This window comes from Soonwooa sp. T0.1_25 (genome assembly GCF_057652215.1).
This window is the reverse complement of record NZ_JBYFBZ010000015.1, coordinates 1-23,370: the sequence shown is the minus strand read 5'-3', so window position 1 is coordinate 23,370 and position 23,370 is coordinate 1. Positions and strand designations below refer to the sequence as shown.

Genomic DNA, 23,370 nt, shown 5'->3' with positions numbered 1-23,370 from the left:
TATGAATAAGAAAGTGCTCATCGTGGACGACGATCCGCGTAACATATTTGCTTTAAAACTCACGCTAAAATCGAGAGGTTTTCAATTGGAAAGTTCGACTTCGGCGCAAGAAGCTATCCAAATGTTGAAATCTCAAAACGATTTTGATGTGGTGTTGATGGATATGATGATGCCCGATATGGACGGTTATGAAGCCACAAAAATTATTAGAAACTTGCAGGATATTAAGCAAATACCGATTATCGCAGTAACGGCACAGGCGATGCCTGAGGATAAGCAAAAATGTTTGGATGCAGGCGCGCAAGATTACGTTTCTAAGCCGATAAATGTTGATGTTTTGATGAACGCTATGGAAAAATTATTTTGATGTTAGAGCCAAGTATTGTAAAAGATGAAGAGGTTGAATATCTAATTAAAGATGTCCACGAATTGTATGGTTACGACTTTTCGCATTACAGTCGCGCCTCGTTCAAGCGTCGTATTAATCGCATATGTTTGATTGATCGATTTACAAGTTATGCCGAATTGCGCTACACGTTGATGAACGATCCTGAATATTTGAAGCGTTTTGTGGAAGAAATCACTGTAAATGTCACCGAAATGTTTCGTGATCCCAGTTTTTTTAAGGCTTTGCGCGAAGATATTTTACCACAATTAGGAACTTATCCGTTAATTCGGATTTGGGTTGCGGGTTGCTCAACAGGAGAAGAAGCCTATTCCATCGCTATTTTGTTGAAGGAAGCAGGTTTGTATCACAAATGTTTAATTTACGGTACCGACATCAATCCATCAGTTTTGGAGAAGGCCAGAGCAGGCGTTTTCCCTATTCAGCAAATGAAATTATATACAGAAAATTACATTCTTTCGGGTGGGAAAAAAGAGTTCTCCGATTATTATACCGCGAATTATGACATTGTAAAATTTGATTCCAGTTTAAAAGAAAAACTGATTTTATCGACACATAATTTGGTTTCAGATTCGTCTTTTAACAGCTTTCAACTGATTATTTGTCGTAATGTTTTGATCTATTTTGATAAGACTTTACAAGAGCACGTCTTTAAGTTATTTGATGAAAGTTTGGAGAATTTGGGCTATCTGGCGTTGGGTTCCAAAGAAACCTTAAGGTTTTCTAATTTGGATAAAAATTACAACCAAGTGGACAATCAAAAAATCTGGAAGAAAGTGGAGCATCATTAGGCTAAATCTTTAACTTCTAAAAAAAGAAATAAAAATAAGACTTTGGATTATTTTACTTTAAAAAATAAATTGTTAAAGTAATTTTGTTAATTTTCGCGTTTAAAAATATTCAATAAAAATGAATAACAAAAAGACGGAAATCGTAGTTATAGGTGGCTCTGCAGGAAGTCTGCAGGTCATTCTTGACATGATTAAATCTTTGGATACGCAGCTTGGATTTCCGATTGTCATTGTTGTTCACCGAAAAGCGCATGCAAGCAACATCTTGCCATACTTGTTACAGCAATTTTTAGAAATGGAAGTTCTCGAAATTGAAGATAAAACCGAAATTGAAATCAATAAAATGTACGTTGTACCAGGCGATTATCACATGCTTTTTGAATCTAAAAATAGAGTATCTTTGGATGCTTCAGAAAAGGTGAATTATTCGCGTCCATCTATTGATGTAACTTATAAATCGGTTGCTGAAATGTTTGGGGAAAATGCGGTGGCAATTTTACTTTCTGGTGCAAATGCCGATGGTGTGGAAGGTTTAGAGTATATTAAGCGAAATGGCGGTGATGTTTGGATTCAGAATCCAGAAACTGCGGAAGTGGATTATATGCCGAAACATGCAATAGAGCAAGTGGATTACGATTGCATTTTTGATCCGAAGGATTTGGCCGAGAAAATTAATAAGTTAAAGAATTAGAAATAACGAACGTCATTTCCGAGTGTTTTTTTTGCAGCGAAGCGAAGAAGAACGTATCGAGAAATTAGATGTAATAGATTAATTTTCAACACCAATTCAGTTGATAGTTTTACTCGAATTGACGCATTGTAAAACAACATATATTTTTGAAAATAAAGAAGATGAGTAAGAAAAAAATACTAATTTTTGACGATGATGCCATTATTTTGGAGGTGGTGAGCATTATTTTTGAAGATGCTGGTTACGAGGTGAAAATCTCCGACACTTCGCATGATATTATCGAAAAAGTAGCGGCGTTTCAGCCCAACGTCATCCTTATGGATAACTGGATTCCGAATATCGGTGGGGTAGAAGCTACCAAACTTTTGAAATCCCATAACGATTTTAAATCGATTCCCGTGATTTACGTCACCGCCAACAACGACATTTCTGCTCTTGCAAAAGAAGCCCAAGCGGATGACTTCATCGCGAAGCCTTTTAATCTTGAAGATTTGGAGGAAAAGGTTGACCAATATTGTAAATAATTTTACAGGATGAACTTTAGAAAAGCGACATATCGGGATGTTGATGAGATTCGGGACATCTTACAGTTCGCTATTCAAAGTCGAAAAAACGACGGTAGTGAGCAATGGCAAAATGGCTACCCAAATCAGGATTCCATTGCGGAAGATTTAGAAACTGGCTCTGCTTATGTGATTGAAGACGAACACGGAATTTTGGCTTATGGTGCGGCGATTTTTGATGTAGAGCCGGCCTAATGACATTCAAGGAGCATGGTTGACCAACGGTGATTATGTGGTGATACATCGCGTTGCGGCGGCTGAACGTTCGAAAGGAATGCGCATTGCAACACGATTCTTTAATGAGGTTGAAGCGCTTGCGAAATCTAAGAATTTTTATAGTGTGAAAGTCGATACCAATTTCGATAATGTTGCGATGCTGCGTATTATGGATAAACTCGGTTACCAATATTGCGGGGAAGTTTTTGTTGGAGGTGGCGTTAGAAAGGCTTTTGAGAAGGTTTTAAGTTAATTTTTCGGGGTATTTCTAACATTAAATGTACATCTTTAGTAAATTTTAATTCATAGTTTAAAATTTGTTTTCCTCTAAGGATTTTTGCATTTTCAACTAAAATATTTTCTTTAGAATCAAAATCTTGATTTAACTCAAACGGATGTAAAGCTATTGCTCTAAAAGCAAAAAATAAGTTTTTATCTGTGGACTTTGTAGAATATGTAATTATTTCTCGTCGACTTTTTCTTTTATCATTTTTATAAATAACTAACTGATGATTCTTGTCGAGTGAATTAAATTCAAAATTCGGGTTTTAGCTTTTTGTTTCAAATTAAGATTTAGACTTCTATCAAATTTAAAATCAAAATGATTTTCTCCTTTTTCTTTATTTTTAATTAAATCAAAATCATGTCTTACATTGTTGGTGATATCATAAAGAAGTGCAAATCTTTGACCTTCACTACCAAAAATTTTCATAAATAAGAATTGTCTTCTGAATTTATAAAAACAGATTCCTCAAAGAGTTTTTTTTTCTCATCACCTTTATAAAGGAAGTAAACAAGCTCTTTATCAAAATTGTAAGTTTTTTGACTAAAACTAAAAAGAGATACAAGGAAAAATAGTATTTGTAAAGCTTTTTTCATATCAGTGTTTTTCTAAAGTTAATCAAAAAAGGATAATGTTTAATAATAAGTTTTAATCTGCACGCACGACACATTTTTCAGCCCTTTTACTTTTGATACTTTCTGTAATAAACCAGTTTCTTTATTTCTTTTAAAAACAGTTGCATTACTAGTTTGGACATTTGTTGCTATTAGAAAATCCCCTGTTTCATCAATTGCCAAAATTCTTGGATGCTTTCCATAAGTTGATTGATAGCCTACATTTTTTAATTTTCCATCTTCGTTAATTGAAAAAATGGCAATATTGTTTTCTGTACCACGATTGGTGGCATATAGAAATTTACCATCAGGCGAAATATGAATATCTGAGCTTTCGAAATCGCCTTCTTGGTTTTCCGGATGTGTGAAGATCCTCTGTAGAGTTTTTAATTGACCATTTTGATATTCATAAACGCTTACAGCACCACCCATTTCTTCAATGCAATACGCATATTTTCCATTGGGATGAAATGTAAAATGCCTTGGACCACTTCCTAAAACTGATGCACTAAAGCTAGGTTCAGCTTCTGATAATGGCTCTTTTTTATCACTATCAAATTTAAAAATTCTAATTTTATCAGCTCCTAAATCAGGCATAAAAACATAATCAAAATTCGGTGAAAAAACCGTTGAATGAATATGCGCGCGATCTTGACGTTTTGGATTAACACTTCCTTCTGAGAACTGAAAATTTTGAGCATACGGACCAATGACTCCAGCATCAGAAATAGGGTAAACAGACGCACTTCCTTCTGTATAATTAGTATTGACAAGCCATTTACCGTTTTTGTGAACTGTTAAATAAACGGGATTTTCGCCACCGCTTTTTTGTAAATTGATAAAGCTTAAAGATTTATTTTCTGGATTAAATTCGAAACTGCTTACCGAACCGTCATATTGAGTTTTGGTGTCTGTACAAGCAAAAACAAATTTTCCATCTGGAGATAATGTGAGGTAAGATGGGTTTTTAATGTCTTTGGTGGTGGTTACTTTTTTAAGTTTTCCAGTTTTGGGATTGAGTTCGTATACGTAGATTCCAGGTTTGGTTTTATCCCAGTTGAAGGAACCAAAAAAAACATAAGTCTTTTGTGCAAAAAGCGTTGTTGCAAGTAGCAAGCTAAAAAATATCGATTTTTTTTTCAAAGAAGTTGGAATTTTAAATTTTAATTAAGTTTTTCTAAAACTGATTTTAACATCTTTACTAAGTCATTAAGTTCATTTTTTGAAAATTCAATTAAAAACTTTTGATTAAAACTCGCTGGGTAATCGATATAATTAATCCAAACATTATTTTTTTCATTATAGACAGCACCGAATTCAAGATTGCTTCTTGTCTCAAATTTATACTTTCTTTCGATTCCGTTTGTTTTCTCATTTTCTTTTTGTGATAGGACTTGTAATGCATCAATCAATTTGGAAAGTTCGGTTTTATCCACAGTTAATGTCTTTTTAGAAATCGTATCGTAGGTTTCAAATTCGGTTGAAATACCAAGATATTTTTCGGAAGTTGAAGTTGTTAAATCCGTAGTGGTTATTACTTGAAAATTTAGATTTTTAAATTTCGAAATCTGAATAATCTGTTTCTCTATCAAAGTTGATTTCTTTGAGTTGTTTAATAAAGTTTCGTACGTTGTATTATTATGCCTGATTGATGGTGGTGTATTTTGAGCCAATGTAAGCGATGAAAGTATTAATGCAAAAGGTATAATGTTCTTATTCATATCAATAGTTATGTTGGAACTACTAAAATATTCTATTTGAACGAAATTAGAAATAATACACTTAATATTTTAACAAAAAAACCTCCCAATATATTGGAGGTTTTTTTATAATTTCTGCATTAATTTAATCACATTTTCCGTCAACTTCACAACTTGCGCCATCATTAGATTCAAAAGTTGTAAAACCTGAATCTTTATTAAAATCAGCGTACGATTGCTTAAGCGCATCTAAGAAATGATGAACTGGCTGCGCACCTTTAACGGCATATTTTCGGTTAAATACAAAAAACGGAACCGAGTCGACGCCAAGATCTGAAGCTTCAGCAATATCATCTTTAGCATATTTTAGAAACTCATCTTGTTGAAGCGCTTCATTAACATCATCTACTGATAATCCTATCTGTTGTCCCAAATCGAGTAGAGTAGCATCATCTGCTAAATCTTTTCCATCTGTGAAATATGCTTTAAAGAAAACTTCTTCCGCTTGATCGCCCAATCCTTTCTCTTTTGCAAACTGAATAATTCTGTGCGCTTTAATAGAATTTGCAAGTAATTGCGTTTCAAAATCAAAATCTAATCCTGCATTTTTTGCCATTCCAGTTACATTTTCGAACATCACATTAACATCGTTAATGTTCATCCCTTTGCGGTTAGCGATGTATTCTGCCATCGTCGTTCGGATTTTAACTTCCTCTGGAATTGTCGGATCTAGTTGGAAAGATTTCCATTCGACCTCAACCTGATCTTTGTGATCAAATTGCGCTAGAGCAGCCTCGAAATGTCTTTTTCCGATATAACAAAAAGGACACATGATGTCGCTCCAGATTTCTATTTTCATTTTATTTGAATTCATATTTTTTATATTTTATTAAAACTAAAACTTATACAAAGTTGCGACAATTAAAGTTTAAAACTCATATCCTAGGTTATGAAGTTCGTTTGCCAAGTCTGTTTCTGGCGTCACATGAATTGTAGTAAAACCTAAAGATTCCGCTGTTTTGATATTGTCAATATTATCATCGATAAAAACAGATTCTTCCGCTTTTAGATCATAACGTTTCAACAAAACTTTAAAGATTTTTGGATCAGGTTTTATTAATTTTTCGTCTCCCGAAACAACAATTTTACCTCCAAATAATTTGAAAAAATCATAGTTTTCCAAAGCATAAGGAAAAGTTTCTGCAGACCAATTCGTCAATCCATACAATGGATATTTGCCCTCTAATTGACGAAGTACAGCAACATTTTGAGGAATCTCGCCTCGCAACATTGTTGTCCAGTTATCGTAATAAGCGCGGATATCTTTTTCGAAAAGTGGATGTTCTTTAATCAATTTTTCGGTGCCACGTTCGAGTGTTCTGCCACGATCTTGTTCTATATTCCAAGCGTTGGTTGCAATATTTTTTAGAAAAAAATCCATGTCGGCTTCGTTGTCGAAGTGTGTTCGGAAATAGTATCGCGGATCCCAATCCATCAATACACCACCAAAATCGAATATTATATTTTTAAGTTTCATGTATGCAAAATATAAAAAAGACCGTTAAAAACGGTCTTTAGTACGATAAAAAATCGCTAATTATTTATCAATAGAACCCATCACTTTTTGTGCAAAAGCATTAAGGGCATCTTTTTCGGATAATCCGTTGCTCACTTCGTTGTGTACTTCCAAAGCACCGCAGATATTGGTAATCATCTCACCAACAACATCCAATTCTTCTTCTTTCACACTACGGAATTCGCAGAAGCTTTCCAAAACTTCCAAAGCAGTGTTAAGTTGCTCAGGCGTTTGTGTTTGATAAAATTGTCTTATGATAGGTAATTTCATGTCTTACTAATTTGATTTAGAAACATTTAATTAAAATAATTAATTCTCGAGAAATCACTCGAACTAATCAATCAAAATTAAAGATTCAGATTATTATTAAAATCGAAAAACAATTAAGCTTTCAATTCGTCGAATAAAGCGTTCAAGCTTTCAGCTTGATTCGTTTGTACTTGGTTTTTCAAAGCACCATTTTCGAAAGCTGCAAAAGTTGGAAGGTTATCCACGTTTGCCATTTTTCTACTTTCAGGAAGTTTTTCCGCATCTACATAATAGAAAGGAATATCTTCATTTTCCGAAGCCAATTTCTTGAATTTAGGCTTCATAATTCTACAATTTCCACACCAAGAAGCGCCGTATTGCACCATCACTTTTGGGTTTTCACTTAGGATTTGTTGTAGGTTATCTTCTTTTAATTCTAAAAACATTTTCTTGGATTTTGGGTATTAAAAATGTGATAATTTGTATATAATAATCTTCAGTCCCCCTCAGCATTACAAATTATCACATTAGATTATTTTAGGACAATTAGTGTTTTGCTAAGTATTCTGCAGTAGAAGATCTGTCAGCTTTCATAGCATCTTTACCTTCTTCCCAGTTAGCTGGACAAACTTCTCCGTGTTTTTGTACGTGCGTGTAAGCATCGATAAGTCTTAAGAACTCGCTTACGTTTCTTCCTAATGGCATATCGTTAACCGCTTCGTGGAAGATTTTTCCAGTCTCGTCGATTAGGTAAGTCGCTCTGTAAGTTACGTTAGATCCTGTGTAGATTTCGTTACCTTCATCATCAAAATCGATATCTTGGTCAACAATACCTAATAGGTTAGAAAGGTGTCTGTGTGTATCCGCTAGGATAGGGTAAGTTACACCTTCGATACCACCGTTATCTTTTGGTGTGTTCAACCATGCGAAGTGTACTTCGTTAGTATCGCAAGACGCACCAATTACTATTGTGTTTCTTTTTTTGAACTCATCCAAAGCATCTTGGAAAGCGTGTAATTCTGTAGGACATACAAAAGTGAAATCTTTTGGATACCAGAATAATAATACTTTTTGTTGATTTTTGATAGCTTCATCAAGAATGTTAATTCTTAAGTTATCACCCATTTCGCTCATTGCATCGATTGTTACATTTGGGAATTGTCTTCCTACTAATGACATAATTTTATATTTTTAAAGTTAAACTCTTGTTTCTAATTTTGTAGTACAAATGTAATAAGATTTTGTGAATTAGAAAACTAAAATCAATTTATAAAATCTATCACTCCAAATTTGAAATTATTCTAAATTATTTGGGCGCTTTAACCGGCTTTCACTACTCGCTTTTTTGCAAGGTAGCTTCGGCTCCGCTCAGCGACCTTGCAAAAAGAGCTCAAACAGGCCGTTCAATCCGGAGCGCTTTGACTATCTTTTTGTTATATAAATTTACAACTTAAACAGAAGAAAACCAAGCTTATACAACTTGGTTTTCTATGATATTTGTTAGGTTGTTTTAAGCATTAAAACATTTAAAAATTTAAGTATTAAAAAATTCGGAATGCGATTAGATTAATCAAAAACCGTCAATCATAAATTAAAAAAAATTCATAATTCTTTAATCTTTCAATCTTTTAATCTTTCAATAATCAACAACTACAAATCTTTCACAAACTCCTTTATTCTACGCATCGCTTCAATAAGGTCAGCCTCGGAGGTTGCATACGAGAATCTGATACAATTAGGATTTCCAAACGATGTTCCGCCAATACAACCAACATGCGCATGCTCTAAGAGAGACATTGCCAAATCGTCCGCATCTTTGATTAATCTTCCTTCAATGGTTTTCCCAATGAAATAAGAAATGTCTGGGAAGAAGTAGAATGCACTTTTCGGAAGATTACATTTGAAGCCGTTGATATCTTTCATAATATCGTACACCAAATCACGACGCTTGTGGAACGCGTTGATCATATAATCGAGATCAGATTTTGGCATTTCCAACGCAGTGATCGAGGCGCGTTGCGCCACGGTATTTGGTCCACTTGTCATCTGACCTTGGATTTTATCACAAGCTTTCGCTAACCATTCTGGACACGCCGAATAACCGATTCTCCAGCCAGTCATCGCAAAAGCTTTACTCATCCCATTGATAACTGCCGTTTGCTCATAGACTTCAAGAAATTCGGCAATGGAAGTATGTTTTCCCGTATAATTAATGTATTCGTAGATTTCGTCTGAGATTATTGTTATTTGCGGATATTTTGCAACAACAGCTGCAATGGCTTTTAGTTCATCGTAAGTATAAAAACTTCCCGACGGATTACATGGCGAACTGTACAGAATAGCTTTTGTTTTTGGCGTAATGGCTTGTTCTAATTGTTCCGCCGTCATTTTAAACTCGGTGTCGATGCTGGTTTCAATAAAGACAGATGTCCCGCCCATCATTTTTACCATTTCATCATAACTAACCCAATATGGTGCTGGCAAAATTACTTCATCACCATCATTAATAATAGAAGCCAAAACATTCATTATCGATTGTTTTGCGCCATTAGAAACGCAAATTTGTGTTGGTTTATAATCGAGATTATTATCTCTTTTTAATTTGTTAGCGACGGCTTGCCTTAATTCCAAAAATCCAGGAACAGGCGAGTAGTGGCTGTAGTTTTCATTAATAGCGTCAAAAGCCGCTTGTTTTATTTTTTCGGGAACATCAAAATCGGGTTCTCCAAGAGTAAGACTGATAACATCTATACCATTAGCTTTCATTTCTCGCACTTTATTACTCATTACAAATGTTTGAGAATAGCTTAATCTATTAAGACGGTCAGAATATTTTTCCATGATAAAATTAATTATCAGACAAAGATAGTATTTAAAAGAAATAGAGATTAGATCAATCTTTTTTTTAAAAGCTTTAAAACTTGACCTAAAACTATTATTTCTTTTTCCTAATTTCGCAGTATGTCTTTAGAACTAATTTTAAAATACTTTCCGAACATTACGGAAATACAAAAAGAGCAATTTGCAAAACTAGAAGATCTCTATAAAGAATGGAACGAAAAAATCAATGTGATCTCACGAAAAGATATGGAAAGTCTTTATGAGAAGCATATTCTGCATTCTTTAGGAATTGCAAAAGTTATGGACTTCGCACCGGGAACCAAAGTTTTGGACATTGGTACTGGTGGTGGTTTTCCCGGAATTCCGTTAGCGATTTTATTTCCCGAAAGTCAGTTTACGTTAATTGATAGTATCGGAAAAAAGATTACGGTTGTACAAGCTGTTGCCCAGGGCATTGGACTTACCAATGTTACAGCAATCCATGGTCGTGCAGAGAAAGTAAAAGATAAATTTCATTTTGTGGTAAGTCGCGCTGTGACGCAGATGACAGTCTTCCTTCGTTGGTTGCATGGTAAGTTTGAAAAGGAGCAATTTAACACAAAACATAATGGGGTTTTGTATCTAAAAGGTGGTGATCTAGGCGAAGAATTAGCAGGTATCAAATGCGAACTTTTTCAACTAAAAAACTTCTATGAAGAAGATTTTTTCGAAACCAAAAAAGTTGTGTATATTTCTAAAGGAAATGTCTAACCTAAAAATATCGCTATGAAAAATTTTACAAAATTTGGGATTGCTATCTTAGGTATCATCTTTTTGCAGTCTTGTGCCAACGATGCCTACGAGCTAAAAAGTTATGAAAAACGAAAAATTGACAGCGTTAAGATTGATAACGATACCATGGCTGTGTTTAATATGCAACCGATAAAAGTATTCTCAACCTATAATAAAGAATGCGAAGGCTTTTATGGTATGGATTATATCCCAAAAGATTCCATAAGAACGGTCGTTAACTATGCCTACAAAAACAACCAAACTTGCCAATCGGGGACTTATCACGCCTTTAACATAATCCGTTTTGAACCTCAAAAAACTGGAACTTACTATTTTAAGTTTTGGCAAGGCAAAGACGCAAGTGGTAACAATATTTGGTTAGAAAAACAAATCGTTGTTGAGTAGCTTTTACATAAAAATTTAACTAAATTGAGACCTTATTATTAAGGTCTTTTTTTATGAAGTTTCTTGAGAGAATTGTTGAAGATTTATTATCAAAATTTTCAGATTTATCTAATCTAAATATCATCCTTCCTGGCAAGCGCCCTTTGGTTTTCATCAGTAAAATCTTAAAGCAAAAAGCCTATTCTGGCATGTTGCCGCAGTTTTTAACCATCGAAGATCTTATTCAAGACTTGGCTAGCAAGCAGCATTTGCAAGGTGTTGCTTTACATTTGTTTGCTTATCGAGTTTATCAAAAAGTAGATAATTCAGAGGACTTTGGAGGTTTTTTAAAGTGGTTTCCGACCTTGCAAAAAGACTGGGATGACATACTAAAATTCACAGATAATGATGAGAAGGTATTGCAATGGATGTTGGACGAAGAACGTATCAAAAACTGGGGCGAAGATCTAGGCGAAGAAGATAACGCCCGCAAAAGAAACCTTAATTTCTGGCGCAAAATAAACGAATTTCTTCCACTTCTTAAACAAGAATTAAATGCTAAAAACTGGGCAACTTCAGGAATGATACACGTTGCGGCGCGTGACAAAATCGAAAACTTCGCAAAAGATACCAATTCGCAATTTGTGTTTTGTGGCTTCAATGCCTTTACTCCGATAGAAGAAAGTTTGGTCAAAAACCTTTTGCATTGGGACAAAGCGATATGTTACTTCCAAGCCGATAGATATTATATTGATGATACGAGACAAGAAGCTGGTAAGTTTTTGAGAGAACATCTCAAATGGAAAGAATTCAATGATCATCGTGGTTTTAACTGGATTGAAGATGATTTTCGACAAGAAAAAAATATTAATGTGTATGAAGTATCGGGGAATGTTGTGCAGACCAAAGTGCTTCCAACGATTTTTGCGAATATTCCAACCGAAGATATTTCTAAAACCGCCGTTGTTTTATTGGACGAAAACCTTTTACCAGCGAGTCTTGACGCCTTGACAATGGTCCCGAATCTCAATATTACAATGGGTTTTCCGTTGAAGAATATGTCGTTTAGTAACGCCATTAAAAAGCTATTTTATCTTCAAAAACAATTAGAGAAAAAATCGAGTTCTTACTATTATGCTGATGTATTCCCGATTTTGCAAGAGCTTCCGAATTCTCACGATGACCAAAAAATTGTCAACGAATTTATCAGCAATATCGAAAGTCGAAACATTGTTTACATTTCCGCTAAGATGTTCGATGAATTGCTTGGAAAACTAAGCTATTTTTCGTTATTAAAATATCCGAAAGATGTTATTAAATATTTGGATGATTTAATCCATTTTTGCATCGATATAAAATTCCGAATTACAGATGACGACATTCTTTATGAGAATATCAGCCATTTCGAAACCACTTTTAAAATCTTAAAAAATCAAGTTCAACCTTACAAGATTCCTATTAAAATAGAGACTCTGGAAGTGCTTATCAACCAATTGGTCAATTCGGAAGCGATAGACTTTCAAGGAGAACCTTTAGCAGGTTTGCAAGTTATGGGACTTTTGGAAAGCCGACTTCTTAATTTTGAAAATATCATTTTGCTTTCCGTTAACGAAGGGAAATTACCTTTAGGAAACACTCAAAATACCTATTTACCGTTTGATGTTCGAAAGAATTTTGGATTAAATACTTTCCTTGAAAATGATAGTATTTACGCTTACCATTTTTATCGTTTAATTCAAGATTCCAAGAATGTACATTTATTGTTTAATGCATTAAGTTCTGGCGTCAACACTGGCGAAAAGAGCCGTTTCATTACTCAAATCGAAATGGAGAGCCAACACAAAATCAATCATATTGTAGTTGACAACGCGTCTGAACCTATCATTCAGGAATTGATGACCATCGAGAAAACAGAATCTGTTCTCGCTAAATTGCAAGAATGGAAAAAGTCGGTGTCAGCATCACATCTTACAAGTTATCTTTATAATCCTATTGATTTTTATCTTCGATATGTTCTTAAAGTTCGAGATACCGACGAAATAGAAGAGGAACTTTCGGTGCGTAACTATGGTAATCTTGTGCATTTTGCCGTTCAATATTTATATGAAGATTTAAAAAATAAAATCTTGACTTTGGAGGATTTCAAAGTGTTAAAAGATAGGGTAGAAGCGTCTATAGTCCATGCCATCGAAACACTAAATCATCAAAAAGAATTCTATGATCGCGGCATGAACTATGTGCATCGTCAAATTGCAGAACGTGTGATTAGAAGCATTCTTCAATACGATGAAGATTTGGTAAAAAATGGATCGTCTTTAGAGATTTTAGAACTCGAAAAGAATGTAAAAGCTGAGTTTTTCATTGATGAGGAGAAAACAGATTCTGTCATGTTTAACGGATTTGTGGATAGGATAGACCGTCTGGACGGCGTTATCAGGATTATCGATTACAAAACAGCGAAGACTAAAAAGCTTCAAATAAAATCAAATCCTAAAAAAGATAGGGAAGAGCAACTCGAAACTTTGTTCTATAACGAAGATTATAAACAAGCACTGCAATTATCTATTTACAAATATGTCCTTCAGCAAGATGAAGACTACAACCGAAATCCGTTAGAGTCGGGGATTTGGTCGTTTGCAGAAGTTAACAAAAGTGTTGCCACTTTGGATGTTGTTGATTTTGACGACTCCGAAATCGAGTTTGCAATTGCTTCATTAATCAATCTGATCCTAGATCCAAATGTTCCTTTTGAAGAGAAGGAACAAGTGAGTTGGTAAAAGAAACCGCCTTTTCAATCAAATAGAAAAGGCAGTTTTTATTTTAAATTTATGATACTTTAAAAAGCATTAATCCCTGTAATATCCAATCCAGTGATTAGTAAATGGATGTCGTGCGTACCTTCGTAAGTGATAACAGACTCTAGGTTGGCAGCGTGACGCATCATCGGGAATTCTCCCATAATGCCCATTCCGCCAAGGATTTGACGAGATTCTCTAGCGATATCGATTGCCATTCTTACGTTGTTACGCTTAGCCATCGATATTTGAGCAGGAGAGGCCTTATGATCATTTTTAAGCTTTCCTAACTGTAAACACAGCAATTGTGCTTTTGTGATTTCTGTTAAATATTCAGCCAATTTCTTTTGTTGCAATTGGAAAGATGCAATTGGTTTTCCGAATTGTTTACGCTCTTTAGCATATTGGACTGCCGTACAATAACAGTCGATTGCAGCACCAATAACACCCCAAGAGATACCATAACGTGCTGAATTAAGGCAAGATAAAGGGCCTTTAAGACCTTCAACACCTGGAAGGAGATTCTCTTTCGGAATCTTAACATTATCAAACACCAACTCACCAGTTTTTGATGCACGTAGAGACCATTTATCAGTGGTTTCTGGTGTTGTAAAACCTTCCATACCACGTTCTACAATGACACCACGTACTTTACCAGCTTCATTTTTTGCCCATACCACAGCGATGTCACAAAGTGGCGCATTGGTAATCCACATTTTAGCACCGTTTAACAAGAAATGGTCGCCCATATCTTTAATAGTTGTTTCCATAGAACCTGGATCAGAACCATGGTTAGGCTCTGTCAATCCAAAACTACCGATCATGTCACCAGCAGCTAATTTTGGAAGATATTTTCTTTTTTGTTCTTCAGAACCGAATTCATTAATTGGGAACATAACCAATGAAGATTGCACAGACGCCGCAGAACGTACTGCAGAATCGCCACGCTCAAGCTCTTGCATGATAAGTCCATAAGATATTTGATCCAATCCAGCGCCACCATATTCTTCAGGAATATATGGGCCTAGAGCGCCGATGCTTCCTAATTCTTTCATCAAGTTAGGAATATCGCGATGTTCTTGAGCAGCTTTGTCAATTTGTGGCATGACAAAACTTTCAACCCAATCTCTAACAGATTGTCTAATAAGTTTGTGTTCGTCGCTTAAAAGCTCATCCATCATATAATAATCAGGAATGCTTGAAAGTGGATAATATGACATATTTTGTAGTTTTGGTTAATAAAATAAATGTTTCCCGAAAATAGGCTTTTATTAGCAATCCAAAAAATTATTTATTAATTTTAGATTAAATAAGTACAATTTGCTGATGTATCGGCTAATCAATAACTATGTAATTAAATGTTAAGGATGATAATAAGAATTAAAATACAGCATTTATAGTACTATACCGTGTTCTGAAATAAATACAATTTAACATAATATAAATTATAGGCGTAATATCGGTTTGTGAAATAGGAGCTCGTTACATATGTAAATCATTTAAAATCGTCGCTATTTAAGTACAAAATAATATGGCCACACAATTAGCAAAAGCTGAAACGGAATCCTAAACCATAAATAGCTCAAACCTTTGACATCAAAATCTGGAAACATAATTTCAGTTTTATAAGGAACACATCTGGCAACATCATCGCCATGGCTATGGTGTACATAAATGAAGATTTTTTTCAACAAAGTAATTCATATTACTTAGAGCAATTAGATCACTACCAAAACGGAAGAAAAATGTTGCATAACATTGTATTACATATTTCTAGTTAATATAAATTCTATAAGACTTTGTAATATCTTTACAAAACAATTTGTATTGATGAAAAAAATATTTGCTGTGACATTTCTTTCTTTGGGATTAATTGCGAGTGCGCAAGTTTTATTCAATTCTCAGCCAGTTAACAAAAAACCTTGGACGAAAGATTATAAAGAAAGTCGTAAAGTTATCACTGGTCAATTGACCCCTGAAGAATATACAAAAACTAAAACCGAAATTGATAAACAGCTCAACCTAACTATTCCAGATAACCAGAATATTTATCTTAAATATTATCAGGCTGCTTCCAACTGTTCTATTATTGATTTGTCTAAAAAGAAGCAGCTGACTTACTATTCTAACATTGTTAATCATGTCAATAAATTTCTAAAAAAGCTAAACGCTGTTAGTTTTTCGATTTATAATGATAACAGTTTTCATGCAGATTATTTTAAAGAAAACAAAAAATACATTAAGGATTCAGGATTTTTTAAAGAGAATATTTTCAAACTAAGTGAGAGTTGCGAAGCCTCATTTATTCTAAAACCCAACGGTGCATTTCAGATTAATTACGGAACCGATGCCGCAGATCCTGATATCAATTTTTTACAACTTTAGAAAAAGTCAATACATTTTATAAAATTACTTCTATCTTAAAATACCGAACTAAAATAGGTGCCTAATAAATTTATTTTTCACCCCAAAATTTAACAATCTGAAAGTTATCAATTGTATCATTTTTAATTATATTTGTTGGTATAAATAATAACAATGTCAATTTTATCAGAAAACATTCGCTTTTTAAGAGTCCGACAAAAATACTCGCAGCAGAAGTTAGCAGACTCCTTGTTTATCACGCGCGTTCGATATGCAAAATACGAAGATGGCACCTCGGAGCCTCCGATAGAATTGCTACTTCGGATTTCTAAATACTTCCAAATTAGTATCGATCTTTTGGTGTCTGTTGATATTAGAAAGTATCCTTTGGAGAAAATGCTCAACTTGCCAGACAATCGTATTTTGATCCCAATTGCAGTTGATGTTGCAGGAAATAACCAAATCGAAATTATCCCTCAAAAAGCATCAATGGGTTATCTCAACGGTTATAGCGATCCAGAATATATCGAGGGTCTCCAGACCATATCTCTACCCTTTCTTAGAAACGGAAAATACCGTGCTTTCCCAGCAAGTGGCGACTCGATGCCTCCATATAAAGACGGTACCTACATCGTCGGCAAATATGTCGAAAACCTTTCCGATCTCAAAATTGATAAAACCTATGTCTTTATAACCACTAATGATGGTATACTTTATAAGCGCTTTCAGTTTAATGAAGCCAATTTCATTTGTGTTAAATCAGACAATAACTTCTACGAGCCACTACAAATCCCGCTAACGGATGTTAGGGAAATTTGGGAGTTTGCCTGTTCTATCTCTACACAAGAGTTTGATGCAGACGAGTTTTCTGGACAAAATGTTAAAGATCTCTTTTTGGAATTAAAACAAGATATTAAAGACATGAAAACGAAGTTGCCATCAGGAAAAACTGCTAAATAATAGATTGATAATTTTTTCTTTATCTTGTAACTCAACATTATACAACAACAATAAGAAATCCTCCTGTCAAGACTCATACTACTCTTTCTTTTTCTTAAAACTTCAATTATATTGGCTTGCAATTGTGTACCGACTTCTTTTGACCAAAACTACACAGATGCAAAATCTGTTGCAGTGGTCAAAGTTTTAGAAACCAAAAATATTGAAAGTACTGATAGTTTTAGACGTTATATTGCTAAAGTTGAAACAATTAAAACTTATAAAGGCCTTCCAACATCTGAGATAAAATTATTAGGTTCGGTAGAATATGCTTATTCTGGGGCTTGTGAAATTAGTGTAAAGCCTGGCGAAGTGTTACTAATAATGAGTAATTCTTTAGATTATAAAGTTAGCGCATTCAGTTCTTGTAGTAGTATGTTTAGAATTGATCCTGATCTAAAATCCAAAACTAATTACAGTCTAACCTACTACACCAATTACTTTTCTGTTTTGGATAAAGTTAAAGCAATGAATTTGCCTTATGAATTCAGTCTTTGGCGAAATGGGATAATTCTCGATGATGAAGCTAAAACAATTACCAACTATTTTAATGCTTTAAAGCTTTCCAAAAACAAAAATAGATTTGGTGTTTTCCTATTTTATTTAGATAAAAATGGTGTTACAAAAACGATCGATGTCGTTTATCTGAAACAAAAAAAACTTGATCCAAAAATAATTGAGCAAATGAAAAAAAGTATCTTGATTTACGATGAAAACGAAACGCCAGCTAATAAAAAGTATCTTGTTTTTATTGATTTTAATAAAGACTTAACTGCAGAGATTAATGGTTTCCAGCAACTCCCCTAACCTGCAAAATCGTTAAGCATATCAATACTTGGTACAAAATACAAAGTCCCCGTTTTTGCAGTGCTAAAATCCAAAATCCTGTCATAATTCCCCTTCGGCTCTCCTACAAACATTCTAGTCAACATCTCTTTAACGGTGCTAAAACTACTGGCATAGGCGATAAAGTAAGTCCCCATTTCGTTATTGGCAACATTCCCGAACGGCATATTATCGCGCACAATCTTCTTATCATAACCAACATTAGCAAAAGCCGAATGCGAGTTGCTAGGTTTAACATCATCAGTCATTTCGATGTCTTGTTGCTTAGATCTACCAATAACTTTCTCTTGTTCCGCCACCGGCAAAGCACGCTAAGCAGACATATCGTGGATATATTTCTGTACAAAAAGATAGCTACATCCTTCATAGGCTTTATCCTCTTTACCGATAAGTCCAAAGTGTGCACGCTTCTCACCTTGCGGATTTTCGGTGCCATCTACAAAGCCCAAAATACTACGGCCATCCCAATATCGGAAACCATGCACTTCCTCAATACAATCTGCAACAGGTGTTAAGAAATCTGACAGAATAGTCGCCATGTCGATACAATAGCTGTACATCTCACTTCGGATATGGAAATGTAGATCACCATCCGTCGCAACTGCGATATGCTTCTCTCCCACTACGGCTTCAAAAACCGCTAACTCTTTGGGAGGTGGCGTCGTTAGACCAAGTCGATCCCAAGCGGTTCTGCTAATCCCCATGACGATATTAGATGTCGCATTTGGGAATCTAGTAGCTGCCAAGTTATCCAGATTAACAATTAATGCACAAATTCTTTGGAAAACCTCATCAACTTTATCACTCGTTGAAAATTTCCATACCATAAATATTGTATTCTTATTTGGCGTATCTAGGACATCTCAGGTCTGTGTACTCATGCTTTTGTATTTGTAACAAAATATACTAAAACAATCTTTTTTAAACTAAATTTTCACATAATTAATTGGGACTAAATAAACTGAGTTCGGGATAAGAAAGTTAACGTCAGTTCGAGTAAATTTCGCAGAAATCGTATCGAGAACTTTTTAAATATTAATGAAGACTAAACTTCTTGATACAAAACTTTCAGATTTATACTCTAAGTGGCGACTCGTACAAAGAAAAGTGTTTTGTCCAGAGCTGATGTTAGTTATATTAAAACTAAGATATTACAAGCTTGACAGATTATTTTGTCATTAAAACAAGAATGATGTAAGGATTTTTATCAACTTCTTTAAAAGCTTAATAATTCATGCTAGAATGAACGATAAAAATAACGAACGCGTTTTCAAAATTTCATTTGCAATTGTATATCCACACTATGTTACCAAGATTGAAAAGAAAAATCGTAGCGTCGAAGAGCTTCATCAAGTTATTTTTTGGTTAACGGGTTACAACGATAACCAACTTAAAAACATTATAGGAGACAACATCAACTTCCGTGACTTTTTTGATAAGGCACCTCTGCTTAATCCCAATGTAGGTTTGATAAAAGGTGTTATCTGCGGTTATCGTGTCGAAGATATAGAAGACCCGCTGATGCAGAAGATACGTTACCTTGACAAATTTGTGGACGAACTGGCTAAAGGAAAAAACATGGACAAAATATTGAGAAACTAGAGAAATTTAAAATCTCAAGTTTAAGCCTGAAAACTTAGACTTTATACACAACAATAAACTAAAAATTATATGAAAAGAGTTACAGGTATTGGATGATTATTCTTCAAATGCAAAGATCCAGAAGCGGTCAAAGATTGGCACCAAAAACATCTAGGTTTCCCATTTAACCAATGGGGATGCATTTTCGAGTACGATCCCAAAGCCGAAGCTGCAAAAGCAGGCGCGATACAATGGAGTCCCTTCAAGGACGATACACAATACTTCTCCCCTCCGGACAAGCCCTATATGTTCAACTATACCGTGGGCGATTTGGTGGAAGAACTAAAAAAAGAAGTTGTAACCATCCTGGACGACATCGCCGAATATGAATATGGCAAATTTGTACACATCCTCGATTGCGAAAACAACAAAATGGAACTCTGGGAACCTGCCTAGCTAGACCTCACAAAAGACGTTATTAGATTATCAATTAGTCTATATAATACAAAAGAGACAAATACTTTGCTACTAGTAATAGATTTTGTCTCTTTTCTGTTTTAAATAACCTGAATTCGGGATAAGAAAATTAACGTCAGTTCGAGTGTTTTTTCGCAATGAAATGGAGGAAAAATGTATCGAGAACTTCCAGCAAATCTTCTCTATACAATCTTCTACAGATTTTTATTTTAAAGTTTTCAGGAAAAAGCTGTATCGGCTGAATACTAAGCCTTTATAAAGATTATCAAGATTGTCAGGTAACGATTTTGTAACGGTGCTTAATGCTTTGTTTTTCAACGTATTTCCGTTCGCTTATATCAAATATACAAAATTTCTTATTGCATAAATTCTATTTAATGAAAATAGAAAATCAGGTATTTAATTTCTACAAAAAATGTTCTTATACTATGTTATTTTTTGAACTCCCTATACTGAATCAGAAATTACATTCAACATCATAACCTGCTTTTGTAAGTGCTTTTTTTACTTTTTTCATAAATTTTATGGGATGATTTTCCCTATTGATTTCAGTAAAAAAGTAATGGGTGTTTTCTGTTATTATACGTACCACAGCTCCGGTTGAATCATAGTCTGTTCTTGTTTCGGTTACATCTTTTTCTAATGTGTAAAAATAAACGTTGATGTCTTTGTCAAACTGCGTTATTTTTTCCATAGGCACTTGCCGGCTGACGCTTGTTTTTTCATCGGTTTGTGTATTCATAAGGGTAAATCCAAAATGCAGCACATTGTTTTCATCAATCTGGAATGGTTCTGTGACAGTAAACTTTTTTCTGTCTGTTTCATCATTAAATTTAGTGTATTCTCTTTGCAACTGCTTGTTGAGGAGCTTTACAATTTTTCCGTTTTGGGCAAATATGAGATTTCCCGTAAGAAATAGCAACACCACTAAAAAAGATTTTTTCATTATTCCTCACTTTTATTGATTCACACTTGTTTCTATTAAAACTTAATCAAAATTAGGAGGTTGGAGATTTTTGTCTGCTCTCGTTATTGTTAAGGTATTTTTATCGTTTTTTACTGCCAAACTTGCTTGTAATGTAAATGTCTTATTTACATTATCTGACCAACTTACCGTAGTTGTTGAATTAACCGGATTATTTTGTTTGGCATTTTGCAATTAACCCATCATCTGTATTGCAGATGAAATCTCTTGGTCACTCAACTTTGGATTTGATGCTTTTACAAGTTTTACCAAATCTTCCTGACTCATACTCTGCATAACATTCATCGCTTCTACATATCCCGCATCAGCTTTGCTTGATTTGTATGACAAAGGTTTTAAATTGAATAAGTTATCATAAAACTTGATTTCATCTAAAATTTTCTGTTGGTATTCCTGCAATTTTTCGGGACTGAATGAAGAAGAATATGTAAAAACCTGCTCGAGCTCCATTACTCTTAATTTTAATCCTTTATTACTTATTGTAACATAATATTCAGAATTTGCTCCAGCATTTTCCATTCTATATATAACAATAGCCTGACTTTTCTTATCATTATTGATTCCAATATATGAATGATGTTTCAATTTGAATTTTGGAAACAGCTTTTTAAATTCATAATATTTCATTCCTCCCTTGTAACCGTTTATCAAACTGTAATTAAGTAGGTTGCTTAAATCTTCGGGATATGATTTACTAAAGTATTCGTTCATTTTATTTTCTACTAAATCCAGTTGAAAATCGACATCTTTATATTTATACGCAAACAATCTATCAGATTTTGAACTTTGTAATCTACTTTTGGCATTTTCACTGAATGCTTTTGATTCTTTTTTATCGGTACTTGTTATTGCACCCCTGCCGCAAACGCACCTAATCCTGTTGAGTTGGGATTGTTCAGCAACTCTCCTGCTGCCGAATATCCTAAATTTGGCATTTGAGTTTTTAATTCCAAATGCGTTGCTGCCAATTTTTTCAGGTTGGCTAATTTTATATTATATTCATTGTTAATATCTTCTTCGGATTGATATTCTCTGTCTGACATCGTAGCGTTTTCTTGCATAAGTTTTTCTACTTTATCCAAATCTTTTTGAAGCTGTTCTCCTGTTTTATTGATGGCATTCAGGTTTTCCATCGTACTTATTGCACTATTTACCTCATTTGCAAAATCTTGAATATCGATCATTGTTTGCGATTGTTGGGCAGCACTATTTTCGGCAATTGTTTTATTTTCACTACCATTTTTTTGTTGTCCAAATTTTGGCGTTTTAGTCAATAATTCGAGACAACAAATAGGGTCGCCCATTAATTTTATATTTTGCTTAGTTGCATCAATAGCGTTTTGAACTTCAAACTTGTCGTTTTTATACAGTCCGTTTTCAGCAATGCAAAATAAGTTGGCCAACCATGCACAATGTGAACAAGCCTGTGTATCTCCTGTACGGGTTAATTCTGCATACTTTTTCATTGTTGCATTTTCTGCTTCCGAACACTGAGCATTCATGTTACAGTTAGTTGTTATAAAAATCACAAGCAACCAATTAATTTTATATATCATTGTCTTCATAGTAAAGTTTTTAAATGTTGCTAGTTGTCTTTTAATAATTCCTAATATTAAAATGCTGTGTTATTTTACCATTTGGTTTATTTCGATGGTATTATTCTGATCATTGTAAACAGCAGAATAAATTCCGGCAACTGTTTTTCCTGCTGCTACTGGATCCATAGTGGACGGCAATTTTCCTTTAAACTCAACCATTACAAAAAAAACAACAGATTTTGAATTTGGAATATCCCATTTTATTATATTGCCATTATCATCGCTTACAATGGTCCAGCTCATTGCCAGACCTAAAAATGATCCTGAATAATCTGCATTGAAAGTTGCATTCCAGTTTTCATCGAATAATCCTTTATAAGATCCAACTAAATAACTATTCAAATCACTTTTTGCAACACTATGAATAAAGCATTTTCCGTTTTTGATTTGATTTGCATCAGTTATCAAAACCAGGGCTTTAGAATAACCACCAACCGTTTCATCATAATATGTTTTTACACCATCTGTAGGAAGCCTGCCAGGTGTATGTGTAAGTCTCCCCAAACGTTGGACAGAATTATACCCTCATTTTGTATTGTAAAACTATAAAATATTTCATTCTTTTGTTGATGTTGGCAAAATTTGTTGAAAAGGAGAAAACTCGGTGTTGAGATTAGCGTCTGGCGAGTTTTCCTTTTTC

29 protein-coding genes and 1 pseudogene are annotated in these 23,370 nt (G+C 34.2%); 14 read left to right on the top strand and 16 right to left on the bottom strand.

Annotated features, from left to right (window positions below; genetic code table 11):
- Position 1: 1 nt before the first annotated feature.
- The 6 genes from AC23MB_RS13150 to AC23MB_RS13125 all read left to right on the top strand — a co-directional run bounded on the left by AC23MB_RS13150 (position 2) and on the right by AC23MB_RS13125 (position 2,920).
- Positions 2 to 367 carry a response regulator gene (locus AC23MB_RS13150; RefSeq protein ID WP_312322558.1) on the top strand — a complete coding sequence of 122 codons (366 nt, stop codon included), beginning with the start codon at positions 2 to 4 and terminating at the stop codon, positions 365 to 367.
- Positions 367 to 1,197 (top strand): CheR family methyltransferase, encoded by an 831-nt coding sequence (locus AC23MB_RS13145; RefSeq protein ID WP_313031221.1) that lies wholly within the window; start codon positions 367 to 369, stop codon positions 1,195 to 1,197. The genes AC23MB_RS13150 and AC23MB_RS13145 overlap by 1 nt, the downstream gene beginning before the upstream one ends.
- Positions 1,198 to 1,315: 118 nt before the next feature.
- Positions 1,316 to 1,888 (top strand): chemotaxis protein CheB, encoded by a 573-nt coding sequence (locus tag AC23MB_RS13140; RefSeq protein WP_487787488.1) that lies wholly within the window; start codon positions 1,316 to 1,318, stop codon positions 1,886 to 1,888.
- Between the two features lie 161 nt (positions 1,889 to 2,049).
- On the top strand, positions 2,050 to 2,412 hold the full coding sequence (locus AC23MB_RS13135; RefSeq protein WP_374331211.1) for a response regulator: 363 nt from the start codon (positions 2,050 to 2,052) through the stop codon (positions 2,410 to 2,412).
- Between the two features lie 9 nt (positions 2,413 to 2,421).
- On the top strand, positions 2,422 to 2,646 hold the full coding sequence (locus AC23MB_RS13130) for a hypothetical protein (protein WP_374331209.1): 225 nt from the start codon (positions 2,422 to 2,424) through the stop codon (positions 2,644 to 2,646).
- 19 nt (positions 2,647 to 2,665) lie between these two features.
- Complete coding sequence (locus tag AC23MB_RS13125; protein ID WP_374331207.1) at positions 2,666 to 2,920, top strand: GNAT family N-acetyltransferase; 255 nt, start codon at positions 2,666 to 2,668, stop codon at positions 2,918 to 2,920.
- 249 nt (positions 2,921 to 3,169) lie between these two features.
- Here AC23MB_RS13125 and AC23MB_RS13120 read toward each other — a convergent pair whose 3' ends face one another.
- The 10 genes from AC23MB_RS13120 to AC23MB_RS13075 form a co-directional block, all read right to left on the bottom strand.
- Positions 3,170 to 3,379 carry a hypothetical protein gene (locus tag AC23MB_RS13120; protein ID WP_374331206.1) on the bottom strand — a complete coding sequence of 70 codons (210 nt, stop codon included), beginning with the start codon at positions 3,377 to 3,379 and terminating at the stop codon, positions 3,170 to 3,172.
- Positions 3,376 to 3,546: a hypothetical protein gene (locus AC23MB_RS13115; protein WP_374331204.1), complete on the bottom strand. Its 171-nt coding sequence runs from the start codon at positions 3,544 to 3,546 to the stop codon at positions 3,376 to 3,378. The genes AC23MB_RS13120 and AC23MB_RS13115 overlap by 4 nt, the downstream gene beginning before the upstream one ends.
- Positions 3,547 to 3,585: 39 nt before the next feature.
- A complete protein-coding gene (locus AC23MB_RS13110) occupies positions 3,586 to 4,707 on the bottom strand; it encodes a lactonase family protein (RefSeq protein ID WP_374331202.1) in 1,122 nt (373 codons plus the stop codon).
- A gap of 20 nt (positions 4,708 to 4,727) precedes the next feature.
- A complete protein-coding gene (locus AC23MB_RS13105; protein ID WP_487787487.1) occupies positions 4,728 to 5,285 on the bottom strand; it encodes a hypothetical protein in 558 nt (185 codons plus the stop codon).
- A 124-nt stretch (positions 5,286 to 5,409) separates the two neighbouring features.
- The gene (locus AC23MB_RS13100; protein ID WP_487787486.1) at positions 5,410 to 6,138 is read right to left on the bottom strand and encodes a DsbA family oxidoreductase; all 729 of its coding nucleotides are present in this window, start codon (positions 6,136 to 6,138) and stop codon (positions 5,410 to 5,412) included.
- Between the two features lie 54 nt (positions 6,139 to 6,192).
- Entirely contained in the window at positions 6,193 to 6,801 is a 609-nt protein-coding gene (locus AC23MB_RS13095) for an HAD family hydrolase (protein WP_312323218.1), read from the bottom strand.
- Between the two features lie 60 nt (positions 6,802 to 6,861).
- Positions 6,862 to 7,110, bottom strand: a complete 249-nt coding sequence (locus tag AC23MB_RS13090) for a DUF6952 family protein (RefSeq protein ID WP_079667827.1) — start codon at positions 7,108 to 7,110, stop codon at positions 6,862 to 6,864.
- A 113-nt stretch (positions 7,111 to 7,223) separates the two neighbouring features.
- Entirely contained in the window at positions 7,224 to 7,535 is a 312-nt protein-coding gene (locus AC23MB_RS13085) for a thioredoxin family protein (protein ID WP_487787485.1), read from the bottom strand.
- 100 nt (positions 7,536 to 7,635) lie between these two features.
- On the bottom strand, positions 7,636 to 8,268 hold the full coding sequence (locus tag AC23MB_RS13080; protein WP_487787484.1) for a peroxiredoxin: 633 nt from the start codon (positions 8,266 to 8,268) through the stop codon (positions 7,636 to 7,638).
- A gap of 471 nt (positions 8,269 to 8,739) precedes the next feature.
- Positions 8,740 to 9,930 carry a pyridoxal phosphate-dependent aminotransferase gene (locus AC23MB_RS13075; protein WP_487787483.1) on the bottom strand — a complete coding sequence of 397 codons (1,191 nt, stop codon included), beginning with the start codon at positions 9,928 to 9,930 and terminating at the stop codon, positions 8,740 to 8,742.
- A 120-nt stretch (positions 9,931 to 10,050) separates the two neighbouring features.
- On the opposite strand from AC23MB_RS13075, the gene rsmG reads away from it, so the two are divergent.
- Genes rsmG through AC23MB_RS13060 form a run of 3 tightly spaced genes read left to right on the top strand, consistent with a single transcriptional unit; the run spans position 10,051 to position 13,862 of the window.
- Positions 10,051 to 10,680, top strand: a complete 630-nt coding sequence (gene rsmG, locus AC23MB_RS13070; protein WP_487787482.1) for a 16S rRNA (guanine(527)-N(7))-methyltransferase RsmG — start codon at positions 10,051 to 10,053, stop codon at positions 10,678 to 10,680.
- A gap of 15 nt (positions 10,681 to 10,695) precedes the next feature.
- The gene (locus AC23MB_RS13065; RefSeq protein ID WP_487787481.1) at positions 10,696 to 11,106 is read left to right on the top strand and encodes a hypothetical protein; all 411 of its coding nucleotides are present in this window, start codon (positions 10,696 to 10,698) and stop codon (positions 11,104 to 11,106) included.
- 53 nt (positions 11,107 to 11,159) lie between these two features.
- Positions 11,160 to 13,862, top strand: a complete 2,703-nt coding sequence (locus AC23MB_RS13060) for a PD-(D/E)XK nuclease family protein (protein ID WP_487787480.1) — start codon at positions 11,160 to 11,162, stop codon at positions 13,860 to 13,862.
- A gap of 59 nt (positions 13,863 to 13,921) precedes the next feature.
- Here the strand turns inward: AC23MB_RS13060 and AC23MB_RS13055 are convergent, their stop codons facing one another.
- Entirely contained in the window at positions 13,922 to 15,100 is a 1,179-nt protein-coding gene (locus AC23MB_RS13055) for an acyl-CoA dehydrogenase family protein (protein WP_313031254.1), read from the bottom strand.
- Positions 15,101 to 15,710: 610 nt separating this feature from the next.
- Between AC23MB_RS13055 and AC23MB_RS13050 the strand changes: the two genes are divergently transcribed.
- The 3 genes from AC23MB_RS13050 to AC23MB_RS13040 all read left to right on the top strand — a co-directional run bounded on the left by AC23MB_RS13050 (position 15,711) and on the right by AC23MB_RS13040 (position 18,050).
- Positions 15,711 to 16,265 carry a hypothetical protein gene (locus AC23MB_RS13050; protein ID WP_487787479.1) on the top strand — a complete coding sequence of 185 codons (555 nt, stop codon included), beginning with the start codon at positions 15,711 to 15,713 and terminating at the stop codon, positions 16,263 to 16,265.
- A gap of 153 nt (positions 16,266 to 16,418) precedes the next feature.
- On the top strand, positions 16,419 to 17,204 hold the full coding sequence (locus AC23MB_RS13045; RefSeq protein ID WP_313031259.1) for an XRE family transcriptional regulator: 786 nt from the start codon (positions 16,419 to 16,421) through the stop codon (positions 17,202 to 17,204).
- Between the two features lie 111 nt (positions 17,205 to 17,315).
- The gene (locus AC23MB_RS13040) at positions 17,316 to 18,050 is read left to right on the top strand and encodes a hypothetical protein (protein ID WP_313031261.1); all 735 of its coding nucleotides are present in this window, start codon (positions 17,316 to 17,318) and stop codon (positions 18,048 to 18,050) included.
- Here AC23MB_RS13040 and AC23MB_RS13035 read toward each other — a convergent pair.
- Positions 18,047 to 18,916, bottom strand: a pseudogene (locus tag AC23MB_RS13035) (Dyp-type peroxidase). The gene AC23MB_RS13040 and the pseudogene AC23MB_RS13035 overlap by 4 nt on opposite strands.
- A 415-nt stretch (positions 18,917 to 19,331) precedes the next feature.
- Between AC23MB_RS13035 and AC23MB_RS13030 the strand changes: the two are divergent.
- On the top strand, positions 19,332 to 19,691 hold the full coding sequence (locus AC23MB_RS13030; RefSeq protein ID WP_487787478.1) for a DUF2200 domain-containing protein: 360 nt from the start codon (positions 19,332 to 19,334) through the stop codon (positions 19,689 to 19,691).
- 285 nt (positions 19,692 to 19,976) lie between these two features.
- Complete coding sequence (locus AC23MB_RS13025; RefSeq protein ID WP_312324417.1) at positions 19,977 to 20,126, top strand: VOC family protein; 150 nt, start codon at positions 19,977 to 19,979, stop codon at positions 20,124 to 20,126.
- Positions 20,127 to 20,604: 478 nt separating this feature from the next.
- Here AC23MB_RS13025 and AC23MB_RS13020 read toward each other — a convergent pair whose 3' ends face one another.
- The 4 genes from AC23MB_RS13020 to AC23MB_RS13005 form a co-directional block, all read right to left on the bottom strand.
- A complete protein-coding gene (locus AC23MB_RS13020; protein ID WP_374331184.1) occupies positions 20,605 to 21,093 on the bottom strand; it encodes a hypothetical protein in 489 nt (162 codons plus the stop codon).
- Positions 21,094 to 21,306: 213 nt separating this feature from the next.
- Positions 21,307 to 21,900 carry a hypothetical protein gene (locus AC23MB_RS13015; RefSeq protein ID WP_312324414.1) on the bottom strand — a complete coding sequence of 198 codons (594 nt, stop codon included), beginning with the start codon at positions 21,898 to 21,900 and terminating at the stop codon, positions 21,307 to 21,309.
- A 77-nt stretch (positions 21,901 to 21,977) separates the two neighbouring features.
- On the bottom strand, positions 21,978 to 22,697 hold the full coding sequence (locus tag AC23MB_RS13010) for a hypothetical protein (protein ID WP_313031268.1): 720 nt from the start codon (positions 22,695 to 22,697) through the stop codon (positions 21,978 to 21,980).
- Between the two features lie 60 nt (positions 22,698 to 22,757).
- Positions 22,758 to 23,234: a hypothetical protein gene (locus tag AC23MB_RS13005; RefSeq protein WP_374331180.1), complete on the bottom strand. Its 477-nt coding sequence runs from the start codon at positions 23,232 to 23,234 to the stop codon at positions 22,758 to 22,760.
- Positions 23,235 to 23,370: the final 136 nt, after the last annotated feature.